This window comes from Obesumbacterium proteus (assembly GCF_001586165.1).
GTDB lineage: Bacteria > Pseudomonadota > Gammaproteobacteria > Enterobacterales > Enterobacteriaceae > Hafnia > Hafnia protea.
On record NZ_CP014608.1, the window covers coordinates 2,567,800 to 2,592,324 of the forward strand.

A 24,525-nucleotide genomic window follows, 5' to 3' on the forward strand; every position below is an offset into this window, starting at 1 on the left:
CGTAAAGTTTCGGAATTATATGATGGTTACACTGGGCAATATGTAGTTTTGTGTGCGTTGGTTTGTTAAAATTCTGCTAAATTATCGTGGCCATCGGGGTCAGATAAGGGAGATATGATGAAGCAGGCGTTTCGTGTAGCGATGGGGCTATTAATCCTGTGGGCCAGTGTGCTCCACGCGGAAGTCCGAATAGTGATTACTCAGGGTGTGGATACCGCTCGTCCGATTGGTGTAGTGCCTTTCAAATGGATGGGACCGGGTTCTGCTCCTGAAGATATCGGTGGAATTGTCGCGGCTGACTTACGCAACAGCGGTAAATTCAACCCGATTGATACCAACCGTATGCCACAACAGCCAACTACGGTTGCTGAAGTGACTCCGGCAGCGTGGACGGCATTGGGTATTGATGCGGTCGTGGTGGGGCAGGTTCAGCCAAGCGCAGATGGTGGCTATATGGTTTCTTATCAGATGGTTGATACCTCTGGTAACCCTGGTAGCGTTCTGTCCCAGAATCAGTACAAAGTGACCAAGCAGTGGCTACGCTATGCGGCACATACCAGCAGCGATGAAGTCTTTGAAAAGCTGACCGGTATTAAAGGCGCATTCCGTACTCGTATTGCCTACGTTGTGCAGACTAACGGCGGCCAGTTCCCTTATGAACTGCGCGTTGCTGACTACGATGGCTATAATCAGTTTGTTGTTCACCGTTCGCCGCAGCCATTGATGTCTCCGGCGTGGTCGCCAGACGGTAGCAAACTGGCTTACGTAACTTTCGAAAGCGGTAAATCAGCGCTGGTGATTCAGACCCTGTCTAACGGTGCAATCCGTCAGGTAGCGTCATTCCCACGCCACAACGGTGCTCCATCGTTCTCTCCAGATGGCAGCAAGTTGGCGTTCGCGTTGTCTAAAACAGGCAGCTTGAACCTGTATGTTATGGATTTGGGCTCTGGCTCAATTCGTCAGGTGACTGATGGCCGTAGCAACAATACGGAGCCTTCATGGTTCCCGGATAGTCAAACTTTGGCATTTACATCTGACCAAGGTGGACGTCCACAGATTTATAAAGTGAATATTAATGGTGGTGCGCCTGAACGTCTGACCTGGGAAGGTTCTCAGAATCAGGATGGCGACGTAAGTTCTGACGGCAAGTTCCTTGTCATGGTTGGCACAAGCGGCGGTTCACAGCACATCACTAAACTGGATCTCGGATCGAATGCGAATCAAGTTTTGACCAGCACGTTCCTAGACGAAACGCCGAGTATCGCGCCAAATGGTACCATGGTTATCTATAGTTCTACTCAAGGACTGGGTTCCGTGTTGCAGCTAGTCTCGACCGACGGGCGTTTCAAAGCGCGTCTTCCGGCAACCGATGGTCAGGTGAAATTCCCTGCCTGGTCGCCGTATCTGTGATGCATGTATAAAAAGATATGTATAGCAAATTATAAAAGGATCAAAGAGATGCAACTGAACAAAGTTCTGAAGGGGCTGATGTTGGCACTGCCTATCATGGCTGTAGCTGCTTGTAGTTCACATAAAAATGCGAACGACGATCAATCAGCAATGGGTGCTGGCGCTGGTAACGGTATGGAAAACGGCAGCAGCAACCTGTCTTCTGAAGAACAGGCTCGTCTGCAGATGCAAGAACTCCAGAAAAACAACATCGTTTACTTCGGTCTGGACAAGTACGATGTGAGCTCTGACTACGCTCAGATGCTGGATGCGCATGCTGCTTTCCTGCGTAACAACCCATCTTACAAAGTGACTGTAGAAGGTCATGCGGATGAGCGCGGTACTCCTGAGTACAACATCGCCCTGGGCGAACGTCGTGCTAACGCAGTTAAGATGTACCTGCAAGGTAAAGGCGTAGGCGCTGATCAGATCTCTATCGTTTCTTACGGTAAAGAAAAACCAGCAGTACTGGGCCACGACGAAGCAGCCTATGCTAAAAACCGTCGTGCCGTACTGGTTTACTAATAGTTAGTAAGACGAGTATCGCATGAGCAGTAACTTCAGACTTCACTTGTTGAGTCTGTCGTTACTGGTTGGAATAGCGGCCCCTTGGGCCGCTATTGCCCAAGCCCCAATCAGTAGCGTCGGCTCCGGCTCGGTAGAAGACCGAGTCACTTCACTTGAGCGTATTACCAATGCTCAGGGTCAACTATTTTCTCAGCTCCAGCAGCAACTCTCCGATAACCAGCGCGACATTGATTCTCTTCGTGGTCAAATTCAAGAAAGTCAGTATCAGCTGAATCAGGTTGTTGAGCGTCAAAAACAGATCCTCTTACAGTTAGATAGCCAAGGTAGTGCCAATACAGGTGCCGCAGCCGCAGATTCGGCCGCTTCAGCCTCGACGGGCTCTGATGCTTCTAGCGCAGCAGCAGCTGCAACGACAACCCCTGCGGCGGATACAGCGCCAGCCAGCAGTGGTGATGCCAACACGGATTACAATCGTGCGGTAGATTTGGTGTTGGTGAAAAAGCAGAACGATCAGGCGATTACGGCCTTCCAAAGCTTTGTTAAGCAATATCCAGATTCGACCTATCAGCCAAATGCAAATTATTGGCTGGGGCAGTTGTTTTATAACAAAGGTAAAAAAGACGACTCGGCGTATTATTTTGCCGTAGTTGTTAAAAATTACCCTAAATCCCCGAAAGCGCCTGACGCGATGTACAAGGTTGGGGTGATCATGCAAGAGAAAGGTCAGGCTGATAAAGCCAAAGCCGTCTATCAGCAGGTCATTAAGCAGTACCCAACGAGTGATGCTGCGAAGCAGGCTCAAAAACGTATTGCTGCATCATAAGCGTATTTTCAGGCTCAGAAGTAGACGATTTGTTTAATTTATGGGCCTGAATGTACGAAGTGCAATCAATTGAACTGATTATTAAAATTTTTGGTTGCGCTGTCCTGATAAATGGGTAATATATGCCGCCGTTGCCCAGACAAACTGAAACAGAGTGATTCAGGCAACAATTTTTGAAATGGGTCGTTAGCTCAGTTGGTAGAGCAGTTGACTTTTAATCAATTGGTCGCAGGTTCGAATCCCGCACGACCCACCATTCAAAAATAGTAGAAATAGGTAAGACGTGTGGGTGAGAACCGTAAAGGTTCGAGTCGAGCGAAAGCGAGACAACGTTGCGCAGCAACGGCCCGAAGGGCGAGGCGAAAGCCGAGTCATCCCGCACGACCCACCATTTCAAAATGATTTAGTTTTAAGGTAGTAAGCCAGATAAATAAATGGGTCGTTAGCTCAGTTGGTAGAGCAGTTGACTTTTAATCAATTGGTCGCAGGTTCGAATCCCGCACGACCCACCATTTATTTATTATGTTTGAGCATCAAATGGTTTTCTACTGAAGTAGCACTCTCGAATGGGTCGTTAGCTCAGTTGGTAGAGCAGTTGACTTTTAATCAATTGGTCGCAGGTTCGAATCCCGCACGACCCACCATTCGAAGAGAGTTACACTCCGCTACAGCGGGTCGTTAGCTCAGTTGGTAGAGCAGTTGACTTTTAATCAATTGGTCGCAGGTTCGAATCCCGCACGACCCACCATTTCTTTTAGTACCTCCATTGTTTCAAATAATCTAGATACATACAGAGTTCGCTTGTCGTGTGGGTAAGAACCTGTGTTCAGGTTCGACAAAACACGTTAGTGTTTTGAGCGTCGCTTGCGACGACCCGAAGGGCGAGGCGCAGCCGAGTCATCCCGCACGACCCACCATTTCTTTTAGTATTTCGCAATTTCTGCAAACCAAACCAAAGCAAACCAAATCAAACCAGCAGACGATATACGTAGCCGAGTTTCCTCGAGCGAACATCATTTTCGTGTCACTTCTCACCGATACTAAACAATCTCACGTTAACCTATTATTTTTTGCCTGAATTTGGCCTGTCTCAGCTAACTCTGTTTAGTATACAAAACAAAAAGTCTAATTAGTGCTCACCTGTGTTAATCATTTGTTGTATACTCGCCAAACAATCAACCCACCCAAGATGAGCTATAGCGCGATGTTTGACCCAAATGCTGCGGTATACCCTTTTCCACCCAAGCCAACACCGCTGGTTCCAGATGAAAAACGCTTCTACCGCGAGAAAATCAAAACGCTGCTTAAGCAACGTAATGCGGTTCTAGTTGCACACTACTACACTGACCCTGAAATTCAGGCGTTAGCAGAAGAAACGGGTGGCTGCGTATCTGATTCATTAGAGATGGCGCGCTTTGGCCGTGATCATCCAGCAACGACTTTGCTTGTCGCCGGTGTTCGCTTTATGGGGGAGACGGCAAAGATCCTCAGCCCTGAAAAGCAGGTATTGATGCCTACGCTTCAGGCCGAGTGCTCGCTCGATCTTGGCTGTCCCGTTGATGAGTTTAGTGCATTCTGCGACGCGCATCCGGATAGAACCGTGGTGGTCTATGCCAACACGTCGGCCGCAGTGAAAGCGAGGGCAGATTGGGTTGTCACATCCAGTATTGCAGTCGAGCTTATCGAGCATCTCGATAGCTTGGGTGAAAAAATCATCTGGGCTCCCGATCGCCATTTAGGGCGCTATGTTCAGCGTCAAACCGGCGCGGATGTCCTGTGTTGGCAAGGGGCCTGCATTGTTCATGATGAGTTTAAAACTCAGGCATTAGAGCAAATGAAGCTGCTTTATCCTGATGCAGCCATTCTTGTTCATCCTGAATCGCCTCAGAGCATCGTTGATATGGCAGACGCCGTCGGTTCAACCAGCCAACTGATTCAAGCTGCTCAGCGTCTGCTTAACCCGCAGATGATCGTGGCGACTGACCGCGGCATTTTTTATAAAATGCAGCAGGCGTGCCCAGATAAAATTTTGTTAGAAGCGCCAACGGCAGGCGAAGGCGCAACCTGCCGAACGTGTGCCCACTGCCCATGGATGGCGATGAATGGCCTTCAGGCCATTGCTACGGGATTGGAACAGGGTGGAAGCATGCACGAAATCAATGTTGATGCTGCGTTGCGTGAGCGCGCTCTGATGCCGTTAGATCGTATGCTGCAGTTCGCAAGCGATCTCAAGCTCAAAGTGAAAGGTAATGCCTAAGCGATTTTGTCCCTAACGGCTACAACAAGATGTGAGTATTAACTATGGCCTGAGCACCGTGTCTCAGGCCTTTTTTATGAATTTTTATTTACACGCTTTCCAAAAAAGAGCAAAACCGAAAATGCGCTGCTATAGTTCATGCTTGCACTGTGATGGTGAGCACACACTCCGATTGGCAATTTCATGCCGTTAGACTATTTAGCGTGTCGATTTTTTCTGCCAGTATTCATTTTCTTAAACAGCGTTAATTCTGTTGGTTCTATTAAATAACTATTTTCTTTCGAAATGCGTTAGCGGCCTGCATTTGGTGCAATTTGTGCAATATTTAAACTGACGTCATGTGATGTCGACGAATTCAGGAGCACATTTTGTCTCGAACAAACGTGGTACTTAACCCGCTAGAGTGTACTCAGCAGGCATTGAACTGGATTGAAAAAAAGTCGCTAACGCATGATGAAATGGTGGCTTTAAACAAAGAAGTCCTGAGCAACTTCAGGGAGTACGTCAATCCTGGTTTCTTGGAATATCGGAAATCAGTCACGGCAGGCGGGGATTACGGAGCCGTAGAATGGCAAGCGAGCGGTCTTAATACGCTTGTCGACACTCAGGGGAACGAGTATATCGATTGCTTGGGTGGATTCGGTATTTTTAATGTAGGGCACCGTAATCCAAAAGTCATATCCGCCGTAGAAAGTCAGTTGGCGAAACAGCCGCTGCACAGCCAAGAACTCCTTGATCCATTACGTTCTATGTTGGCGAAAACCTTGGCAGCGATTACGCCGGGCGATCTCAAATATACGTTCTTCTGCAATAGCGGAACCGAATCCGTTGAGGCCGCGCTGAAGCTAGCCAAAGCGTATCAATCGCCACACGATAAATATACTTTTGTCGCTGCGACCGGTGCGTTCCACGGTAAGTCGTTAGGCGCGCTGTCCGCAACTGCGAAGTCTATTTTCCGCCGTCCGTTTATGCCTTTGTTACCCGGCTTCCATCATGTTCCTTTTGGGGATATTGAAGCACTGCGCACTCAGTTGCATGAGTGCAAGAAGACCGGTGACGATGTTGCCGCTGTTCTGCTTGAGCCTATCCAAGGTGAAGGCGGGGTTATCTTGCCACCGAAAGGTTACTTACCGGCGGTAAGAGCGCTTTGTGACGAATATGGCGCATTACTGATATTCGACGAAGTGCAAACCGGTATGGGCCGTACTGGCAAGATGTTTGCCTGTGAGCATGAAAATGTCACTCCTGACATTCTGTGTCTCGCAAAAGCCCTTGGCGGCGGTGTGATGCCTATTGGTGCAACGGTTGCGAACGAAAAAGTCTTCTCTGTTCTGTTCGATAACCCGTTCCTGCACACTACGACTTTCGGTGGTAACCCGTTGTCCTGTGCGGCAGCGCTGGCGACATTCAATGTGCTGTTAACGGAAGATCTTCCTGCAAAAGCAACTGAACGTGGTCAGCAGTTAATGGATGGGTTCCGTCGTTTAGCAACGCAGTATCCTGAGTTTATGATGGAAGTGCGTGGACAGGGGCTTATGCAGGCGATTGAGTTTATCAAAAGCGAAGTGGGCTATGCGTTTTCTCGCGAGATGTTCCAGCGCAACGTGCTGGTTGCGGGAACGCTGAATAACTCTAAGTCTATTCGTATAGAACCGCCGCTCACCATTACGGCAGAACAATGTAAGCAAGTGCTGACTCGCGCTGAAGAGGCGTTAAAAGCGATGCGTGCATTGAGTCCCACCCAGCAGCCAACGATGAGCGTGGCCTGATAGGGATGATATAACGATAAAAAAGGGAACCTTGCAGCTATTTAGCGGGGTTCCCTTTTTTCATTTTGCTTCTTTCTTAGATGTTTGTGATCGCTTACTTAGTCTGTGTGTTCGTGTGTGTGCCCGGTGCTATGCGAATGGCTATGTGAATGGCTATGCCCTGAAGGCATTTGCACATGAGTCATAAGATCACAGTCATGTTCCTCACAGCCGTTATATTCCATTTGAATGGTTGCATGCCCAATCTGATAGTGCTCCGCAAGATAATGCTGAATTTGGTCTAACAGCCCGTCATGATCGTGTGGCGGTATAACTCGCACGTGCAGCGTCATTAAGCGCTGTTCGCCAATTTGCCAAATGTGCACATGATGTACATTGCGCACCTCGGGAAATGCGTTGCACAGCGCTCGCTGTAGCTGCGGTACATCCACATCTTCTGGTGTACCTTCTAAAAGTTCGTTGGTGCTTTCTTTGAGTAAGTTCCATGCGCTGTGTAAAACCAAACACGAGACGACGACGGAAAGAATAGGGTCAATAGGTGTCCATCCCGTCCACATGATGACCAACGCCGCAACAATGGCGCCAACAGAGCCTAAAAGATCGCCCATAACGTGCAGCGCGGCAGCGCGAACGTTGATGTTTTTCTCTTCAGAACCGTGATGAAGCAGCCAGAATGAGAGAATATTCGCCAACAAACCCGCAATCGCGATGGCTAGCATCGTCCCGCCCATCACGGGTTCGGGTGACATAAAACGCTTAACTGCTTCCCAAACGATGATGAAAACAATCACCACCAACGCAGCGGCGTTAACGAATGCTGCAAGCGTGGTGAAGCGAAGAAAACCAAATGAATGCTTCAAGGTTGGCGAACGAGCGGCAAAACGCACGGCGATAACTGCAACAAACAGGGCCGCAGTGTCCGTTAACATATGGCCAGCATCGGCGAGCAGCGCCAGCGAGCCTGAAATAAGCCCACCAATAACTTCGACTACCATGAAGATGGCGGTGACGGCCAGAGCCAGTATCAAGCGCTTACTATCGCTGCTTTGTGGTGAGTGAGAATGTTGATGAGCTGGCATCGTTTGTCCTTAATACGCTTCAGATTTTAACTCTATAGCTATAGTTTAAGCACAGGACGGCTGATACGGAACGTTCTCTAACGTTTTTTACCTAAGAAGGCGTCAAAAATATTTGCCATCTATCGACTTAATGTGACCAATAAAGTTGCAAATGAATTGAAAACACAATGCAGAAATATAGGAAGTACTAATCCATTTTTGTATATTCTTGCATAACATAATATGACGGAAAAAGTGAACAGTTCGATGAAGGTCGTAGGCGAGTTATATTGAGTATGCATAAGACTGAATAAGAGAGAGGTTAATACTATTCCATAGATTTTTACTTTAGGCCCCCATAAAAGAAATGCATTGAGAAGAAAACCACGAAATACGATCTCTTCATAAATAGGGGCTAACAAGCAAACACAAAAAGAGAATAGGAAAAAAGAGAAGCTGGAATAAGTAACTATCGATTCAGTCCATACTTCTGGCTTATCATAAAAAGCAGATATTACCCTTAGTGTGATGATAAACAAGATAAAAAATAGCGCGCTTTTTATGTCGATACTGCCCTTGTTGATGTCCTTGTAGTGAAGCGAGTATTTTTTTATTGCGATGTAAGAAAAGGGTGTCCAAAGTGCAAAACTCATAAATGGAATAAGATATCCACTTTGATAGAGCGCTTTATAGTTACTAAGTAATAGTGAAATATAAGAAATAAAATACCAAAGTATAAAAATGCTAAAGCATATAAATGATTGGGTTATTTTACCCAGTGTCTTGCTGTCCATTGCGCGGTATTTCTCTATGATGTTTGTGTCTGATTATAAATGCGGCAGTGAAAACTAAGCAAGCATCCAACCTGAAACCGCAGCTGAATTATAAATTAAGATTTCTATTAAAAATAATAATAGTGAATGAGTGGGCTGCTAATCTTTGCACAATTGATTACTTGTAACATGATGAAACTATTTTATGCGGCAAAGATTTTATGTCAGGCGGAAATTTTGTTGCTGGAAGTGCTTTTGCTCCGGCTGTTCAATATCCACCTATGCTGATTAATGCGTTTAAAATCATCATCAATGATGGCTCATGATGAAGTGATGACCGTGGTTGTTAGGCTGTGGTGGACTTAAATCAAGAAATTGTTGAACAAAGTCCGTTTACAATTGCCGCGTAAAACGGCTAGATTGGAGATTCGCCTATTAATCCCCTTCGACACCAACGGAATAGTTATGAATTACCAGAACGACGATTTACGCATTAAAGAAATTAAGGAACTCCTGCCACCTGTTGCCCTGTTAGAGAAGTTTCCGGCAACGGCGTTTGCAGCCGAAACGGTGTCGCAGGCTCGTGGTGCAATTCATCAAATCCTCAAAGGCAAAGACGATCGCCTGCTGGTTATTATCGGTCCATGCTCAATTCACGATATTGAAGCCGCCAAAGAATACGCTCAGCGCCTGCTCAAACTGCGCCAAGAACTCAACGGTGAGCTTGAGATCGTGATGCGTGTCTATTTTGAAAAACCACGCACCACGGTAGGTTGGAAGGGATTAATCAACGACCCGCATATGGATAGCAGCTATCAGATCAACGACGGTTTGCGTATTGCGCGTAAATTACTGCTGGATATCAATGATATCGGTATGCCAACGGCGGGTGAGTTCCTTGATATGATCACGCCACAATATTTGGCGGATCTCATGAGCTGGGGCGCTATTGGCGCGCGTACTACGGAATCACAGGTCCACCGCGAGCTGGCTTCAGGTTTATCTTGCCCAGTTGGATTTAAAAATGGCACCGATGGCACCATCAAAGTGGCTATTGATGCGATCAACGCCGCAAGCGCGGCACATTGCTTCTTGTCAGTCACCAAATGGGGTCACTCAGCGATTGTGAACACCAGCGGTAACGGCGATTGCCATATTATTCTACGCGGTGGCAAAGAGCCAAACTATAGCGCTGCACATGTACAGGAAGTGAAAGCGGGGCTGAAAAAAGCCGGTTTGGCTGAGCAGGTGATGATTGATTTCAGCCATGCAAACAGCAGCAAACAATTCAAAAAGCAGCTAGAAGTCTGCACTGACGTTTGTCATCAGCTCGAAGCTGGTGATAAAGCCATTATGGGCGTGATGATTGAGAGTCATCTTGAAGAAGGTAACCAGAACCTAGAAGGCACCGAGCCTTTGGTTTATGGCAAAAGCGTGACTGATGCATGTATTGGTTGGGATGATACTGAAACGGTACTGCGCCAATTAGCTCAGGCAGTGAAAGCACGCCGCGGTTAATTCAGCTGTTCACAAAAAAAGCCCACTTCACAGAGTGGGCTTTTTACTAGAGAAAATCCGATCACAATTTTTATTGCTGCTGCATTTCTTGTGCTAAATCGCTTTTAACCTGTGCTTTTTGTTCTGGGGTTAAAATTTTGCTCAAATTAAAGAAATACTGCATACGATAATAACGCGCTTGTTCTTGTGCCTTGCCGAAAGCCGCAATTTGTTTCTTAACCGCAGTTTCATCCCACTTGCCTGAATCAATAATATCGATAAGCAGACCATTTTGAATATCTTTAGTATCGATGGTAGCCATCTTTTTATCGGTATCGCTGCGCAACGTTTTTATCTGTTCAACTTGAGATGGTGTTAAATGCAGATGTTGGATCATCGGGTCTTGCTGCTGCTCAGGTTGAATACTGGTGCCTGTATTACTCGATGCTAATGCGAAGCCTGAGAAAATAAGCGCTGAAGCCGCAAGAGTTAACTTAGAAAGTTTGTTCATTTAATAGATTCCATCTAGTAAAAAGAGTGGTGAATACAAAATACTGTAAACCATTTATGAATTAGTGTTGTAATGAAGTGTGTGAACTCGTGAACGCAGAATATTTTATTATGTGTGATTGTTATTTATTGGTTACATGAATTTCTGTAATTTTTCACGCTGAGTTTCAGTCATAGAAAAGTAAAAAAGCGCCCGAAGGCGCTTAATAATAAAGTACGTTGGTGATTATTTTGCTTTGCCTTGATTGGCAACCGCGGCGGCTTTGGCGGCAATTTCAGCGGCATCGCCAAGATAGTAACGTTTTAACGGTTTAAGATTTTCATCAAACTCATAGACCAACGGTACGCCGGTTGGAATATTCAGCTCAAGAATTTCATCTTCGCTTAGGTTATCTAAGTATTTAACCAATGCGCGCAGTGAGTTACCGTGTGCTGCAATAATGACGCGTTCGCCGCTCGCGATGCGTGGCTTAATCACATCGGTCCAGTAAGGAATAACGCGATCAATAGTGGTTGCCAAGCTCTCGGTAACCGGCAGTTCCTGCTCGCTGAGTTTGGCGTAACGAGGATCGTGGCCAGGATAGCGCTCATCTTCTTTGGTTAATTCAGGAGGCGTAACGGCAAAACCACGGCGCCACAGTTTTACCTGATCGTCGCCATATTTTTGTGCGGTTTCAGCCTTGTTCAGCCCCTGCAAAGCACCGTAATGACGTTCGTTCAGCTTCCATGATTTTTCAACCGGCAGCCATTGCTGTTCCAGCTCATCCAGCACATTCCACAACGTGTGGATCGCACGTTTCAGCACTGATGTGTATGCAAAATCAAAGGAGAAACCTTGTTCTTTTAAAAGCTTACCCGCCGATTTTGCTTCGGAACGTCCTTTGTCAGAAAGCTCAACATCCGTCCAGCCAGTGAAGCGGTTTTCTTTGTTCCACTCGCTTTCACCGTGTCGTACCAAAACTAATTTAGTCACAGCCATGGGTAAACTCCTTAGCGTAATTTATTAAATGATAACTATTATCATTATATTGCCATCACACAGCAAACAGCAATAGCTGAGTCTAAACATAGCTAATTTCAGCGCATATGTGTACGTATGAAGTGGGGGATTCGTGCGGATAGTGCCCGTTAGCTGCATTTTCAATGCGTTTTTCCATTGCGCAATAAGCCTACATTTCGCACAGATTATGGGAGTAAGTTCACAATTAATTGTTAACGCAGAGGGCAGTGATTGTCTTCATTGCAGAGTCAATGTAATGTCATTTTAAATCTGGTTTAAACCAAATGGATTAAGTCATGCAGAACAATTCCACGGTAGAATTTGCGAAACAGAAACTCAATGATTGGCTAAAGATGGGGGTGATTACTCCAGGGAGTAAGCTTCCTTCTGAGCGAGAGCTCGAGGAACTCTTAGGGATTAAACGTATGACCCTGCGTCAGGCGTTACTGTATCTCGAAGGTGAATCAAAAATATTCCGTAAAGATCGCCGAGGCTGGTTTGTTGCGTTGCCACGTTTCAATTACAGCCCTAGCAGCTCGACCAGCTTTAAACAGGCTGCGATAGAGCAGGGGCGTTTGCCGTCTTGGGGATATTTAGAAAAAGAGAGTGTTTACACTGCGCCAGCAGACGTATTGTCATTACTCGGGGTCAGTGAAGGGGAAACGCTCTACAAAATCTCAGGCTGGGGCGCGCTCGATAGTCACAAAGTTTTCTACCATGAAACTTTTATTAATGCACAGGTTGCCCCTGACTTTATTGGTCAGCTTGGTGAGCGTTCATTTGCCGAAGTATGGGAAAAAAACTATGCCAAAAAAACACATACCCAGCATTTGGAATTTAAACCTACTCGCCTTTCCGGCGGTGCATGCAAAGGCATGGGGGGAACATCGGGTACGCCGTCCATTCGAGTCAAAAAATATCGCGCCGACGAAGCAAATAAAATTGTTCAAATTGATATCGAATATTGGCGTTTTGAGTCAGTAGAATTTTTTATCGACTTATAGGAAGCATCATGAATCGTATACAAGCCACAAAGATATTGCAGCGTGCAGATAATATTCCGTTGTATCTACATGCCTATGCATTTCATCTTAATATGAGAGTGGAAAAGATATTACCTGAAAACCTGCTGGATATTGCCAGTCAGCATCAGCTTAAAGGTATAAAAGTTCATGTTTTAGATGGTGAGAGTCAGTCTTTAAGCTGTGCTAACGATGAACGATTGCAACAGTTTGGCGAAAAAGCACGTCGTTTAGGGCTGGATATTCATATTGAAACCAGCGCATCGGATGCTAAAACAATAGATCAAGCTGTAGCTATTGCAACAAAATCGGGAGCCTCCTCGGTACGATTTTATCCGCGCTATGAAGGGCATTTGAATGCCGTTCTCGCTCAGATTAGACAAGATATTCACTATATTAAAGAGAATTACCAACACAGCGGCTTAACATTCACGCTTGAACAGCATGAGGATCTGAAAGGCCATGAGCTGGTTAAATTAGTTAATGACGCTGATTTTCCTCAGCTGTCTCTACTATTTGATTTCGCTAATATGATAAACGCGAATGAAGAGCCACTTCCTGCATTAGCTGCAATGGCATCTAACGTTACACAGGTGCATATAAAGGATGCACTTATTGTCCGAGAGGCTAATGGGCTTGGGCATAAAGCCTGTATTTCTGGTCAAGGTGATTTGCCTTTTAAAGAGTTACTTTTCCAACTTGTATGCTTAGGAGAAGATAAGCCTCAGGTCATCGCCTATGGTTTAGAAGAAGAGGTGGATTATTATGCGCCGCCGTTTCGTTTCCAACATGAGGATAATAATCCGTGGATACCTTGGCGAGAAATGAGTGAAACACCGCTACCTAACAAAGAGTTAGATGTCAGACTAGAAAAAGAATTTAATGATGCATTAAATCAGATTGCCTACGTGAGAAATATATTACAAAAATTAAAACAAGAAGCGGTAGCTGTTTTAAAATAAATCAAAATAAATAACCAAAAGTAGCTCATCTAAATTTATATTGGATGGCTCTATTATCCAACACTATCAATAACATCATATGATTATATGGTGGGGTGAAACTATGTTAACAAAAAAGAAATGGACCATATTTAGTCTATTGGTTTTGTGTGGAGGAACGATATATAAACTTCCTTCATTGAAAGATGCATTTTATGTGCCCATGCAAGAATACTTTCATTTAACTAACGGTGAAATTGGCAATGCAATGTCAATTAACTCTATCGTTACGACGATAGGCTTCTTTTTATCTATTTATATCTCTGACCGTTTGCCGCGCCGTTTTACTATGTCAGTGTCATTAATCGCGACGGGGTTGCTTGGTATCTACCTCTCTACCATGCCGGATTATTGGGGAATACTGTTCGTCTGGGCATTATTTGGTGTGACATGCGATATGCTTAACTGGCCTGTTTTATTGAAGTCAGTCAGCCTATTGGGCGATAACACGCAACAAGGGCGACTGTTTGGCTTTTTCGAAACAGGACGTGGCATTGTAGATACTATTATTGCGTTTAGCGCTTTGGCTATCTTTGCTTGGTTCGGCGGCGGATATCTCGGGTTTAAAGCGGGTATCCTGTTCTATTCTGCTATTGCAATTTTAGTCGGTGTGGTTCTCTTCTTTGCGATGAAAGGATGTACCGAAGAACCGGTATCAACGAAAGTGAGCGAAGAGAAAAAAACAGAAAATGCAGGGCTAGGCCAAGTATTAAAAAACAAAACGGTTTGGTTAATTGCATTTAGCGTTTTTTGTGTTTACGCCGTGTATTGCGGGCTCACTTTCTTTATTCCATTCTTAAGCAATGTCTACGCACTGCCCATTGCGTTAGTTGGTGCATATGGAATTATTAACCAATATTGTCTAAAGATGGTTGGCGGCCCTATCGGTGGCTTAATTGCGGACAAAGTTCTGAAATCACCAAGTAAATATCTTTTCTATACCTTTATTATTAGTGCGATTATGTTGGTGGTATTGATTCTTTTACCTCATAAACATATGTCGGTTTATTTAGGCATGGTATGTACTTTACTATTCGGTGCAGTGGTCTTTACGCAGCGAGCGGTATTTTTTGCACCTATCGGTGAAGCTGGAATTAGTGAGAAAAATACTGGGGCAGCAATGGCGCTAGGCAGTTTTATCGGTTATGCCCCTGCAATGTTTTGCTATAGCCTGTATGGCCATATTTTGGATGCCAATCCAGGGCTCATTGGCTATCAAATTGTCTTTGGTCTGATGGCGGTTTTCGCCTGCTTAGGGATTTGTATTTCAGGATTACTGATTAAAAACATTCGTAAAGATCGACAGCTGCGCTCAATGGCAACCGTTTAATATTAATTATTAGACGGTGTAGTTTATTGTCGGCTTATTATCTGAAAGTTTAGAACGAAGGGCTCGCGTCTTCCCAAAGCGTGAAGGACGCGAGCCAGACCGCAGAATTATTTTTTCTTCAAGCAGTCGCTCATGAAGGTTTTACGTTCGCCTTCTTTAAAGGTTTTGCTTTTGGCTTCCGCGTTACAGGTTTTCATTTTCTGCTGCTGTGGCGTTAGCGTGGTAGCGGTTGGATTCGTTTCCGCCTTTAAACAGGTACTCATAAAGGTTTTACGAGCGTCACCGCTCAATGACTGGCTGCTTGCCTGCTGGCTACAGTCGGTCATTTTCTTTTGCTGAGCTAACTGTTTTGCCGAAGGGGCTTTGACTGCTTTAGCATCTGTAGTAGCCGGATCTGCCGCCAGAGCGCTACCAGCCAGCAGTAAACCCGCCATTAAAGGGAGAACTTTGCGCATGAACATAACTGTTTCCTTATTTGCCGAAATGTAGCTCTTTAGATGAATTTTTACTGACCCATTCATTTACGTAATAAGCGTAGATGGCAAGTAGCAGAATTGGAATGAGACTTTTATAAAAAGCGCGTTAAAACAGAGAGAAACGGATAAATCTCAGAAGAATAAACAAAAAAAACACAGCCGGGATAGGCTGTGTTTTGACTTCAAACGTTAATTTTAATGGGGTTGCTTGGGATCCGCTTTAACCGGATGAAGCAACAAATACACCGCAGGGATGACTAGCATCGATAGCAGTGGGGCGCTGACCATCCCGCCAATCATTGGCGCCGCAATGCGCTGCATGACTTCTGACCCCGTTCCGCCTCCCCACATAATCGGCAATAAACCCGCCATAATGGTGGCAACCGTCATCACTTTGGGGCGAACGCGCAGTACGGCACCTTCGTGCAGCGCTGCCAGCATTTGCTGGTGGGTGAGCGGCCGATCGCCTTGCTGATGTTTGGCAACCGCATGGTTGAGATACAGCAGCATAATGACGCCAAATTCTGCCGACACGCCCGCCAGCGCGATAAAGCCAACGGCTCCGGCAACCGAGAGGTTATAGCCCAACAAATAGAGCAGCCAAACGCCGCCGATTAAGGCAAAGGGAAGGGTGCCCATGATCAGTAAAGCGTCACGAATTTTGCCGAAGGTGATGTAGAGCAACACGAAGATAATCATCAACGTTAACGGCAGAACCATCTGTAATTTGGCGCTGGCGCGTTCCATATACTCAAACTGTCCTGACCAACTTAAAGAAACGCCTTCGGGCAGTTTTACCTGTTCAGCCACGGCCTTCTGCATATCTTCCACCGCTGATTTCAGATCGCGCCCGCGCAGGTCAACGTATACCCAATCAGACAAGCGTGCATTCTCGCTTTTTAACATCGGTGGGCCTTCGCTGATCCGAACTTCGGCTAAATCTCCCAGCGCAACCTGAGCGCCGCTGGCCGTGACTACCGGCAAAGCACGGAGTTTTTCAACGGAATCACGCACTTCTCGTGGGTAACGGATATTGATAGGAAAACGCTCGCGGCCTTCAATGGTTTCACCAATATTTTCACCGCCGACAACGCTGGAAACCAATGACTGAAGCTCTTTTACCGTGACGCCATAGCGAGCGGCTGCGGTGCGGTTAATATCAATATCGATGTAACGACCGCCGGTCATACGTTCGGCTAGCGCCGACGTGACTCCGGGCACTTTTTGCACCACGCGTTCGATCTGCTCAGCCACCTCGCCAATCTGCTGCAAATTGTTGCTGTTTACCTTGATGCCGACCGGGCTTTTGATGCCCGTAGACAGCATATCTAAACGGTTACGGATCGGCGGTACCCAAATATTAGCGATGCCGGGAACCTGTACACGAGCATCCAGTTCGGCAATCAGTTTGTCCATCGTCATACCCGCGCGCCATTGGTCATGCGGTTTGAAGCGAATGGTCGTTTCCAGCATGGTGAGCGGGGCGGGATCGGTCGCGGTATCTGCGCGGCCTGCTTTGCCAAATACGGTCTCAACTTCAGGTACGGTTTTGATCAGGCGGTCGGTGAGCTGTAACAGTCGGCTGGCTTCACGCGCTGAAATACCGGGCAATGCGGAAGGCATATACAACAAATCACCTTCGTCCAGCGACGGCATAAACTCGCTGCCCAAGCGGCTTAAAGGATAAGCCGTTGCCAGCAGCAGCGCAGCGGCAATCACTAACGTAGTTTTTGGGCGTGCTAACACCCAATCTAATAACGGGTGATAGGCTTTTATCAGCCAGCGGTTTATCGGATTAGCATTTTCATCCGGTATCTTGCCACGAATAAAATAGCCCATCAGCACCGGAACTAGCGTAATCCCTAAACCGGCCGAAACCGCCATGGCATAGGTTTTCGTGAACGCCAGCGGGGAGAACATTTTCCCTTCCTGTGCCTCAAGTGCGAACACAGGAATAAAGGACAGCGTAATAATTAATAAGCTACAAAATAGCGCTGGGCCCACTTCGACCGCGGCTTTCTCTGCGATCTTCCAATATTCTGCGCTGCTTGGCGTGCGGTTTTCATGATCGTGTCGCCACTGTTCCAGCACCTTATGCATGTTTTCGATCATCACGATCGCGGCATCCACCATCGCCCCAATGGCGATCGCGATCCCGCCGAGTGACATAATATTGGCGTTGACCCCCTGATAATGCATGATCACAAACGCGCCGAGTATTCCCAGCGGCAGGCTGATAATGGCCACCAACGCCGAGCGGAAATGGAACAGGAACAGGGCACAGATAACGGCGACCACCACGAACTCTTCCAGCAACTTATGTGAAAGGGTTTCGATAGCGCGTTCAATGAGCTGAGAACGATCGTAAGTGGTGACGATCTTCACCCCCGGTGGCAAACTTTTTTGCAGCTGATTCAGCTTGTCTTTCACCGCGTTGATGGTGTCTAAGGCATTTTTCCCCGAACGCATCACGATGATACCGCCAGCCACTTCACCTTCACCGTTAAGCTCAGCCACGCCGCGGCGCATCTCTGGCCCTAAACGCAGCGTTGCCACATCGGAGAGCATGACGGGAACTCCGTTACGTGTGGCGATAACCACGTTGCGGAAATCATCCAAGGATTGCAGATAGCCGGAGGTGCGAACCATATACTCCGCTTCGCCAAGTTCTAAAACCGAGCCACCGCCTTCCTGATTTGCCGCCTTAATGGCCGCCGTTATTTGCTCATGCGTCACGTTAAGCGCACGCATTTTCTCAGGCTGCAAAACGACCTGATATTGACGCACCATACCGCCTACGCTGGCGACTTCTGATACGTTCGGCACCGTTTTTAATTCATATTTCAGCGTCCAATCCTGTAATGCGCGAAGATCGGCCAAACTGTATTTTCCTGTGGTATCCGTGAGCGCATATTCATATACCCAACCAACGCCGGTGGCATCGGGGCCGAGAGAGGCTTTAGCCTCAGGCGGCAGCGTTGACTGCACTTGGCTGAGATATTCGAGAACGCGCGAGCGCGCCCAGTAAGGGTCGGTGCCATCGTCAAAAAGCACATACACATAGGAATCACCAAACATAGAGAAACCGCGCACGGTTTTCGCACCGGGCACCGAAAGCATGGTGGTGGTGAGTGGATAGGTGACTAGGTTTTCGACCACCTGCGGAGCTTTGCCAGGATAGCTGACACGAATAATTACCTGCGTATCAGAGAGATCGGGCAGCGCATCCAACGGAGCTTTTTGTACGGCCCACAATCCCCAAACGGCTAAACCGATGGCAGCCAGTACCACCAACAGACGGTTTTTGAGCGACCAGCGAATAACGGCGGCAATCATGGTCGGCCTCCCGACATATCCATTTTCATGTCCGCGGGCATGATGTGGCGGATGACAATCCCGCTGTCATCCATCGTGAAGCTAAAGCTGACATGCGACCCTGTTTCCACACCTTCGGGTAGCTTACCGCCCGGCAAGGTGAAATCCATGGTCATTGGGCCCCATTTCAAGGCCGGAATCGCTTCGTGGCTGATCGTTAAACTCTCGCCCGTTATCGCCTTAATCACGCCGGTGGTGGAGTATTGCGTCTCCTCCGGCTCTTGCTTGGTTTGAGCTTCAGTAGACGTTTTCGCCTCGCTAAACTGCGGCAGCGCGTTACGCAGGCTGGCTTCAGAATCCAGCATAAATTGACCGGACGTTACGACCGGCTGACCTTCTTTAAGACCCTCTAAGATCTCCACCCAATCGCCTTGGCTCTCGCCGGTACGCACCGCCACCGGGGTGAAATGCCCGTTGCCATCGCTAAGCAGTACATGACTGTTTTCACCGGTGGTAATTAACGCGGATTGCGGGATCGCCAAGGCGCTACGTTCGTGGCTGCTAGCGCTTGCGACGTTGAGGTACATCCCCGGTTTTAATTGTTGCTGCGGGTTGCTGAGCTCAATTCGGGCTTTCAGGTTACGGGTAGTTGCATCGAGTTCGGGCAAAAGCTCGCTCACGCGGCCATCAAAACTGACACTAGGCCATGCGCTGCTGGTGGCGGTTACGCGATCGCCCAAGCGGATCCTCTCGGCCTGTGACTGCGGATAGTCAATAACCACCCAAACCGGATCGAGGCTTGCCAATTCAAATAGCGGCTGAGCGGTGGCAACCTGCTGTCCTTCACGCACTTCCAGTTTAGATACGTAGCCACTGCGCGGTGCGGTGATGGTCATTCGCGGTTGTACTTTGCCGCTACGCTCTACGGCTCGGATAACGCTTTCAGGCATGAACTGTAGCGCTAAGCGTTGACGGGCCGCCTGCGTTAGCGCCGAATCGCCCACGGCGCGGATAGCCAGATACTCCTGCTGAGCGCTGCTCCAGCTAGGATTCCAGATAACCGCCAGCGTTTCACCGGCCTTAACGCTTTGCTGTAGCGCTCTTACCTTCAATTGCTCGATAACGCCCGCGCTCGGCGCAGAGAGCGTGCTCAGCGTGCGTTCATTAACGGCGACGGTGCCATAGGCTTTCAGGTTGCTGCTAAATGTATGACGCTCGGCGGGTGCCGTTTTAATGCCGAGATTCTGCTGTTGGCGAGCGCTAATGCTGACACCGGTATCTGATTCCTGCCCTGATTCACTGGCATAGCGCGGCACAAGCTCCATATCCATAAACGGAGATTTACCGGGCTTATCAAATCGCTGGCCGGGCACCATCGGATCGTACCAATACAGCACTTTGCGTCCTGCTTCAGCGGTCTGTTTGGTAGTGGGGGCGTCATTCGTATGCTGAGATTGCGAACCTAATTTGTATCCGCCCCAGCCCGCAGCGAGCAAGGCAATGACAATGGCGCTAAGGGTAAATTTGTTATTCATTGGGCAAACTCCTGCGGGATGAGATAGCGGATTGAGGCCCAGATTTTGGCCATTTCACGTTCAGCCGTAACGGATGCTAACTCGCTTTCTAATAGGGCACGGCGACCACTCATCACCTCGGCTAAGGAGCTGCTGCCTGCACGATACTGTGCTTCTAGCAGACGGATTTTCTGTTGCTGTAGCGGCACGATTTCCTGCTGCTGGCGCTGCCAGCGGCTTTGGGCGGCCTGATACTGAGCGATTAACGTATCTAACTGCGCGCGGTGATCGCGCTGGAGTAACGTAAGCTGGTCGTTCGCTTCCATGCTGCGGGAAACTTCGGCGGCGTAGTCTTTATCCTGACGTTTGGATTTAAACAGCGGAAGATCGACGGTAAACATCACGCCTGCCATATCTTCATAGTCATCTCCGCGCTTGGCGTAATAAACCTCAACGCCCACGTCGGGTATTGCGGCCAGCGCGGTTTGCTCGGAACGGGCATGCGCAACGTCTGACTCACGCTTGGCCTGTAGAACTTCAGGATGTTCATCAATGGCCTGAATCAAAATATCGCGCTCGGCGGGTAAGCGCTGATAACGCGGCAGCGAGCCCGCGGTACGCACATCGTTTTCGCCGGTCAACTGCATCAGACGTGCCTGAGCAACCTGAACATCACGGCTGGCATCGGTCACGAGATCCTGCATGGCGGCGAGCGTGAGTCTGGCATCAATTGCGCTGCTCGGCGCACTGCCGTTGGCGACGCTGGCATTTTGCAGTGGAACCTGACGTTGGCCTTCATTCACCAATTTTTTTGCCTGTTCTTCACTGCGCTGTGCCAAGGCCAGATCGAGCCACGCTTGTGCGGTATCTCGTTGGAGCTGAGCGCGGATCGCCAGCGAATTGGCCGCGGTTTTTGCCGCTTCAGCGCGTAAGGTATCGGCTTTACGTTCGCGTTTTTCGCTGCTGACGTAGTCCTGCATGATCCCTATACGCTGCATGGTCATCCCTTCACGCGTTAGACGACGACCGTTATCCCCACCGACGGGGACGTTTTCGATACCAAATTTTAATTTTGGATCGGGAAGCTGCGTGGCAGAGTCAGCCATGTTTTCCAGTGCATTAACCTGATGTTGGTTCGCCGAGAGCGCCGCAGAATATTTCTGCGCGGCGTTCAGGGCTTCATCCAAGCTCAGGCTTGCCGCCTGTGCGGCGGCAGGCAGGAAAAACATCGCCGCCAGCCACGCCGCAATGCGGCGCTGCTTTCGGTTTTGCATGATGTTTCTCCGTTACTGAGCTGGGGTAATTTCAGTTAATTGATAACCGGATTCGGTTTGAATAAAGCTGAAATTCACTTTGCTACCCACGGCCAGTGGCTTGATGGCTGGCGCAGAGGGCAATGCAAAGGTCATGGTCATGGCTGGCCAATGCAGTTCAGGGATCGGGGCGTGAGTTAATGAAACGCCGCTTTCTTGGCTCCAGCTTTTTACTACGCCGGTAGCGTGGTAAGACGCCGCGGTTGATTCATGATGCGGCATGTCGCTCATGTTATGCATCGCGCTCATGTCATGACCGGTGTTGGCCATAATCGGCGTAGCGAAAGCAAAGGCAGAAAGAACGGCGGTGGTTGCGAGTAGGGTACGGATGTTTTTAGCGTAAGACATAAGATTAACTCCTGTAAAAATAACGAAAACCCGCTGCGTATAGGCGAAGCCACGCAGCAAAACTAAATTGAGGTTTTACGTCTGGAGTTATTCTCTAAAGCGGCAAAAACGTATTTCGGCTGGAGGGCCGACAGAAGGGGGCTGACGCCATTCGGTATCACAGGGCAGTTCTACCGCGGCCACATCAATGGCGGCGAGTTCAGAACTGACGGGGATCGCATGGAGCGTTAGCTGGGTTTCACCGTTGTCTTGTTTCATGCTGTCAGGAGAACAGTGTTTTTCACACATGGTTTCCGACACTTGCATGTGATGCGCGACAACGTCGGGTGCGCCTTGCATATGCGTGATGTGCTGCACCATTGGCGCAGGGCCATCAACGTTCATATTGCATTGATGTCCAGCGATGGCGAGCTGAGCGTTCAGCAGCGTCCAACAAGCAACCAATACAATCGCCCACACGTTTTTCACGCGTAGATTATGCATCCGTTGTTGAAGCTTGCTGCTCATAAACATAGAAATCGACAGTCACCCTAAATGAAACGGCTTTCAGTGTAGCGTTTAGCATTGCGTGCTAACAAGGAATGATGGGTAAAGAACTGTCAGGAGGAGATATTTCGGATAATCAGGGAGTTGATTTAACTTTTTGGTTACTGGGGGGATTCAATTTTGTATCAATTCTATTTGATTGGTGTGGTAGGTGTAAGGTTACGTCCGCCTAAAATTCCGAATTCTGCTTGTGCATTGTGCAGACGTCCGAGCAAGGCGGCTCAATTGCCTCTATAGCTTAAGTACGGTGAAAGGTTACGTCCGTCTAAAACTACGAATTCTACCTGTGCATCGTGCAGACGTCCGTGTTAGGGGGCCAATCGCCGCCCCCTAACAACCCGGCTTGGCACCGTTCTTCAGCCTGCTTCGCAGGTTCCCTCATTTCGTCATTCCGGCTTTAACGGAACGAGCGACAATCGGCATCCATGCCTCCGTCGCTCTTTTGCCGACGTCCAGTCGGCAAATCCTAGCCTTCATTCCTCTATTCGGCTGAAGAACAACGTGCCGGAGAAGGTCAAACCCAAAAGACAAAAGACAAAAGACAAAAGACAAAAGACAAAAGACAAAAGACAAAAACTTTATATGTTTTTTAGTCTAAGTCATGGCATTTAGAGCAGTGAAAACAGGATGTTTTCACGAGGGGAGGAGGCGCCAGGGATGGCGCATGCCGACCCGGCGCGGAGATGGCGTCTCGGATAAAAGCGCGAGGATTGAAGGGGCGCGCGCTGGCGCCCCTCATCGGTCGCCTTTGACTCTAGCTATATGTGATAGCTGTTATTGATAGGCGAACGAAACCTTACACAAAGGCGTCATAATCCGGTCGAAACTATACACGGATATAACACAAACGGATGTCCCTAACCCTTTGGGTTATCCCCTAAAATATCAACTTAAACACACCCGTAATCGTCAACAGCCCCACAATAAAGATAATCGCAATAACCCATAAGAGAATTTTCATTTGCTGCTCCTTATCCATTTTTAGTCGCTGAAAAAAACGCCCTAAATGGGCGTTAGTCATAGTGAGTATAGATTAAGAAAAGCAAATGCTTAGGTTATTGGGTTTTACCACCCTTGCACGGCACCGCCGTTGAATATCTTCTGAGCCGCGGCGGCAACCTCCGGCGATTCATAAGATTTTACGAAGTCTCGGACATTTGCGGCGTCTTTATTATCTTCGCGGGTGACGATGATATTGACGTAAGGCGACTCTTTATCTTCAATAAATACGCTGTCTTTGACCGGCGATAAACCGGTTTGCTGTAGATAGGTGGTGCTGATAATTGCCACGGTGACTTTCGGATCTTTTAACACGTGCGGAAGCTGTGCGCCTTCAAGCTCCATAATATTTAAATCGAGCGGGTTGGAAGTAATATCAATCGAGGTTGGCAACAGGCCTTTATCCTGTTTAACCGTAATCAGCTTCTCTTTTTGCAGCAGCAATAATGCGCGACCCAAGTTGGTAGGATCGTTTGGAATCGCGATGGTGTCTCCCTTTTTCAGCTCGGAGACAGTTTTGATTTTGTCTGAGTAGCCCGCCATCGGAAAAACAAAGGTGTTGCCGACGGCGACTAGTTTATAGCCGTGAGCCTGATTTTGTTCGGCTAAGTAAGGACGATGTTGGAAAACGTTAGCATCGAGTTCGCCTTTATCGGTGGCGTCGTTAGGCAGCAGCGAACCGCTAAATCCAACCAGCTCCACGTCAAGGCCATATTTTTCTTTTGCTACTTTCTGAGCCACCTCAGCCACATCCTGTTCCGCCCCGTTAATCACGCCCACTTTTATATGATGAGCCTGATCGCTTTTTTGATCACAACCAGAGAGCAATGCAGCCGTGCTAAATAGCGCAACGAATAGTGTTGCGTTAAATGCAGATTTCATGAGTACCGTCCTTATGTTTTTCAATGGGGTGAGAAAGGTGCAACGCCAATATTAATCGCTTTTCTCAACCTCCCGCGTGATGGTTTTGCCGACGTGACTGTCTCAGCGGAAAGGT

The 24,525-nt window shown here is 47.9% G+C and carries 21 protein-coding genes, 4 tRNA genes and 2 other RNA genes; 15 read left to right on the plus strand and 12 right to left on the minus strand.

Annotated features, from left to right (window positions below; genetic code table 11):
- Positions 1 to 117: 117 nt before the first annotated feature.
- From tolB to ygjG, 11 genes are all read left to right on the plus strand, one after another.
- Positions 118 to 1,410 (plus strand): Tol-Pal system beta propeller repeat protein TolB, encoded by a 1,293-nt coding sequence (tolB, locus tag DSM2777_RS12200; RefSeq protein ID WP_025800718.1) that lies wholly within the window; start codon positions 118 to 120, stop codon positions 1,408 to 1,410.
- A gap of 48 nt (positions 1,411 to 1,458) precedes the next feature.
- Complete coding sequence (pal, locus tag DSM2777_RS12205) at positions 1,459 to 1,974, plus strand: peptidoglycan-associated lipoprotein Pal (RefSeq protein ID WP_025800719.1); 516 nt, start codon at positions 1,459 to 1,461, stop codon at positions 1,972 to 1,974.
- A 22-nt stretch (positions 1,975 to 1,996) separates the two neighbouring features.
- Positions 1,997 to 2,800: a cell division protein CpoB gene (cpoB, locus tag DSM2777_RS12210; RefSeq protein WP_046457346.1), complete on the plus strand. Its 804-nt coding sequence runs from the start codon at positions 1,997 to 1,999 to the stop codon at positions 2,798 to 2,800.
- A 180-nt stretch (positions 2,801 to 2,980) separates the two neighbouring features.
- Positions 2,981 to 3,056, plus strand: a tRNA-Lys gene (locus tag DSM2777_RS12215).
- 13 nt (positions 3,057 to 3,069) lie between these two features.
- Positions 3,070 to 3,191: non-coding RNA, RtT sRNA (locus DSM2777_RS12220), on the plus strand.
- 45 nt (positions 3,192 to 3,236) lie between these two features.
- Positions 3,237 to 3,312: transfer RNA gene (locus DSM2777_RS12225), tRNA-Lys, on the plus strand.
- A gap of 56 nt (positions 3,313 to 3,368) precedes the next feature.
- Positions 3,369 to 3,444: transfer RNA gene (locus DSM2777_RS12230), tRNA-Lys, on the plus strand.
- Between the two features lie 28 nt (positions 3,445 to 3,472).
- A tRNA-Lys gene (locus tag DSM2777_RS12235) sits at positions 3,473 to 3,548 on the plus strand.
- 44 nt (positions 3,549 to 3,592) lie between these two features.
- Positions 3,593 to 3,717: non-coding RNA, RtT sRNA (locus DSM2777_RS12240), on the plus strand.
- Positions 3,718 to 3,989: 272 nt separating this feature from the next.
- Positions 3,990 to 5,057 (plus strand): quinolinate synthase NadA, encoded by a 1,068-nt coding sequence (gene nadA / locus DSM2777_RS12245; protein ID WP_061554084.1) that lies wholly within the window; start codon positions 3,990 to 3,992, stop codon positions 5,055 to 5,057.
- Positions 5,058 to 5,425: 368 nt separating this feature from the next.
- Entirely contained in the window at positions 5,426 to 6,826 is a 1,401-nt protein-coding gene (gene ygjG, locus DSM2777_RS12250; protein WP_061554085.1) for a putrescine aminotransferase, read from the plus strand.
- 98 nt (positions 6,827 to 6,924) lie between these two features.
- On the opposite strand, the gene zitB is transcribed toward ygjG, so the two are convergent.
- Positions 6,925 to 7,905: a CDF family zinc transporter ZitB gene (zitB, locus tag DSM2777_RS12255; protein WP_061554086.1), complete on the minus strand. Its 981-nt coding sequence runs from the start codon at positions 7,903 to 7,905 to the stop codon at positions 6,925 to 6,927.
- 119 nt (positions 7,906 to 8,024) lie between these two features.
- Positions 8,025 to 8,678 (minus strand): CPBP family intramembrane glutamic endopeptidase, encoded by a 654-nt coding sequence (locus tag DSM2777_RS12260; protein WP_061554087.1) that lies wholly within the window; start codon positions 8,676 to 8,678, stop codon positions 8,025 to 8,027.
- A 444-nt stretch (positions 8,679 to 9,122) separates the two neighbouring features.
- On the opposite strand from DSM2777_RS12260, the gene aroG reads away from it, so the two are divergent.
- Entirely contained in the window at positions 9,123 to 10,175 is a 1,053-nt protein-coding gene (gene aroG, locus DSM2777_RS12265) for a 3-deoxy-7-phosphoheptulonate synthase AroG (RefSeq protein WP_040045735.1), read from the plus strand.
- A 70-nt stretch (positions 10,176 to 10,245) separates the two neighbouring features.
- Here aroG and DSM2777_RS12270 read toward each other — a convergent pair whose 3' ends face one another.
- Both DSM2777_RS12270 and gpmA read right to left on the minus strand, forming a co-directional pair.
- Positions 10,246 to 10,665, minus strand: coding sequence for a Spy/CpxP family protein refolding chaperone (locus DSM2777_RS12270; RefSeq protein WP_046457342.1), 420 nt, complete (start codon positions 10,663 to 10,665; stop codon positions 10,246 to 10,248).
- Between the two features lie 225 nt (positions 10,666 to 10,890).
- Positions 10,891 to 11,643: a 2,3-diphosphoglycerate-dependent phosphoglycerate mutase gene (gene gpmA / locus DSM2777_RS12275; protein ID WP_046457341.1), complete on the minus strand. Its 753-nt coding sequence runs from the start codon at positions 11,641 to 11,643 to the stop codon at positions 10,891 to 10,893.
- A 317-nt stretch (positions 11,644 to 11,960) separates the two neighbouring features.
- Here gpmA and DSM2777_RS12280 point away from each other — a divergent pair, with 317 nt between their 5' ends.
- The 3 genes from DSM2777_RS12280 to DSM2777_RS12290 all read left to right on the plus strand — a co-directional run bounded on the left by DSM2777_RS12280 (position 11,961) and on the right by DSM2777_RS12290 (position 15,017).
- Positions 11,961 to 12,668, plus strand: a complete 708-nt coding sequence (locus DSM2777_RS12280; protein WP_046457340.1) for a GntR family transcriptional regulator — start codon at positions 11,961 to 11,963, stop codon at positions 12,666 to 12,668.
- An 8-nt stretch (positions 12,669 to 12,676) separates the two neighbouring features.
- On the plus strand, positions 12,677 to 13,648 hold the full coding sequence (locus DSM2777_RS12285) for a sugar phosphate isomerase/epimerase family protein (RefSeq protein ID WP_061554088.1): 972 nt from the start codon (positions 12,677 to 12,679) through the stop codon (positions 13,646 to 13,648).
- A 103-nt stretch (positions 13,649 to 13,751) separates the two neighbouring features.
- Positions 13,752 to 15,017, plus strand: a complete 1,266-nt coding sequence (locus DSM2777_RS12290; protein WP_061554089.1) for an MFS transporter — start codon at positions 13,752 to 13,754, stop codon at positions 15,015 to 15,017.
- Positions 15,018 to 15,124: 107 nt separating this feature from the next.
- Here the strand turns inward: DSM2777_RS12290 and DSM2777_RS12295 are convergent, their stop codons facing one another.
- The 8 genes from DSM2777_RS12295 to nlpA all read right to left on the minus strand — a co-directional run bounded on the left by DSM2777_RS12295 (position 15,125) and on the right by nlpA (position 24,410).
- Complete coding sequence (locus DSM2777_RS12295) at positions 15,125 to 15,478, minus strand: PsiF family protein (RefSeq protein WP_046457337.1); 354 nt, start codon at positions 15,476 to 15,478, stop codon at positions 15,125 to 15,127.
- Positions 15,479 to 15,688: 210 nt separating this feature from the next.
- Positions 15,689 to 18,829 (minus strand): efflux RND transporter permease subunit, encoded by a 3,141-nt coding sequence (locus DSM2777_RS12300; protein ID WP_061554090.1) that lies wholly within the window; start codon positions 18,827 to 18,829, stop codon positions 15,689 to 15,691.
- The gene (locus DSM2777_RS12305) at positions 18,826 to 20,343 is read right to left on the minus strand and encodes an efflux RND transporter periplasmic adaptor subunit (RefSeq protein WP_061554091.1); all 1,518 of its coding nucleotides are present in this window, start codon (positions 20,341 to 20,343) and stop codon (positions 18,826 to 18,828) included. Before DSM2777_RS12305 ends, DSM2777_RS12300 begins: the two co-directional genes overlap by 4 nt.
- Positions 20,340 to 21,596 carry a TolC family protein gene (locus DSM2777_RS12310; protein WP_061554092.1) on the minus strand — a complete coding sequence of 419 codons (1,257 nt, stop codon included), beginning with the start codon at positions 21,594 to 21,596 and terminating at the stop codon, positions 20,340 to 20,342. The genes DSM2777_RS12305 and DSM2777_RS12310 overlap by 4 nt, the downstream gene beginning before the upstream one ends.
- A 12-nt stretch (positions 21,597 to 21,608) precedes the next feature.
- Complete coding sequence (locus DSM2777_RS12315; RefSeq protein ID WP_061554093.1) at positions 21,609 to 21,983, minus strand: copper-binding protein; 375 nt, start codon at positions 21,981 to 21,983, stop codon at positions 21,609 to 21,611.
- A gap of 87 nt (positions 21,984 to 22,070) precedes the next feature.
- Entirely contained in the window at positions 22,071 to 22,490 is a 420-nt protein-coding gene (locus DSM2777_RS12320) for a hypothetical protein (protein ID WP_335340649.1), read from the minus strand.
- A gap of 916 nt (positions 22,491 to 23,406) precedes the next feature.
- Positions 23,407 to 23,550 carry a small membrane protein YohP gene (locus DSM2777_RS25240; protein ID WP_441683023.1) on the minus strand — a complete coding sequence of 48 codons (144 nt, stop codon included), beginning with the start codon at positions 23,548 to 23,550 and terminating at the stop codon, positions 23,407 to 23,409.
- 44 nt (positions 23,551 to 23,594) lie between these two features.
- On the minus strand, positions 23,595 to 24,410 hold the full coding sequence (nlpA, locus tag DSM2777_RS12325; RefSeq protein WP_061554094.1) for a lipoprotein NlpA: 816 nt from the start codon (positions 24,408 to 24,410) through the stop codon (positions 23,595 to 23,597).
- Positions 24,411 to 24,525 lie beyond the last annotated feature (115 nt).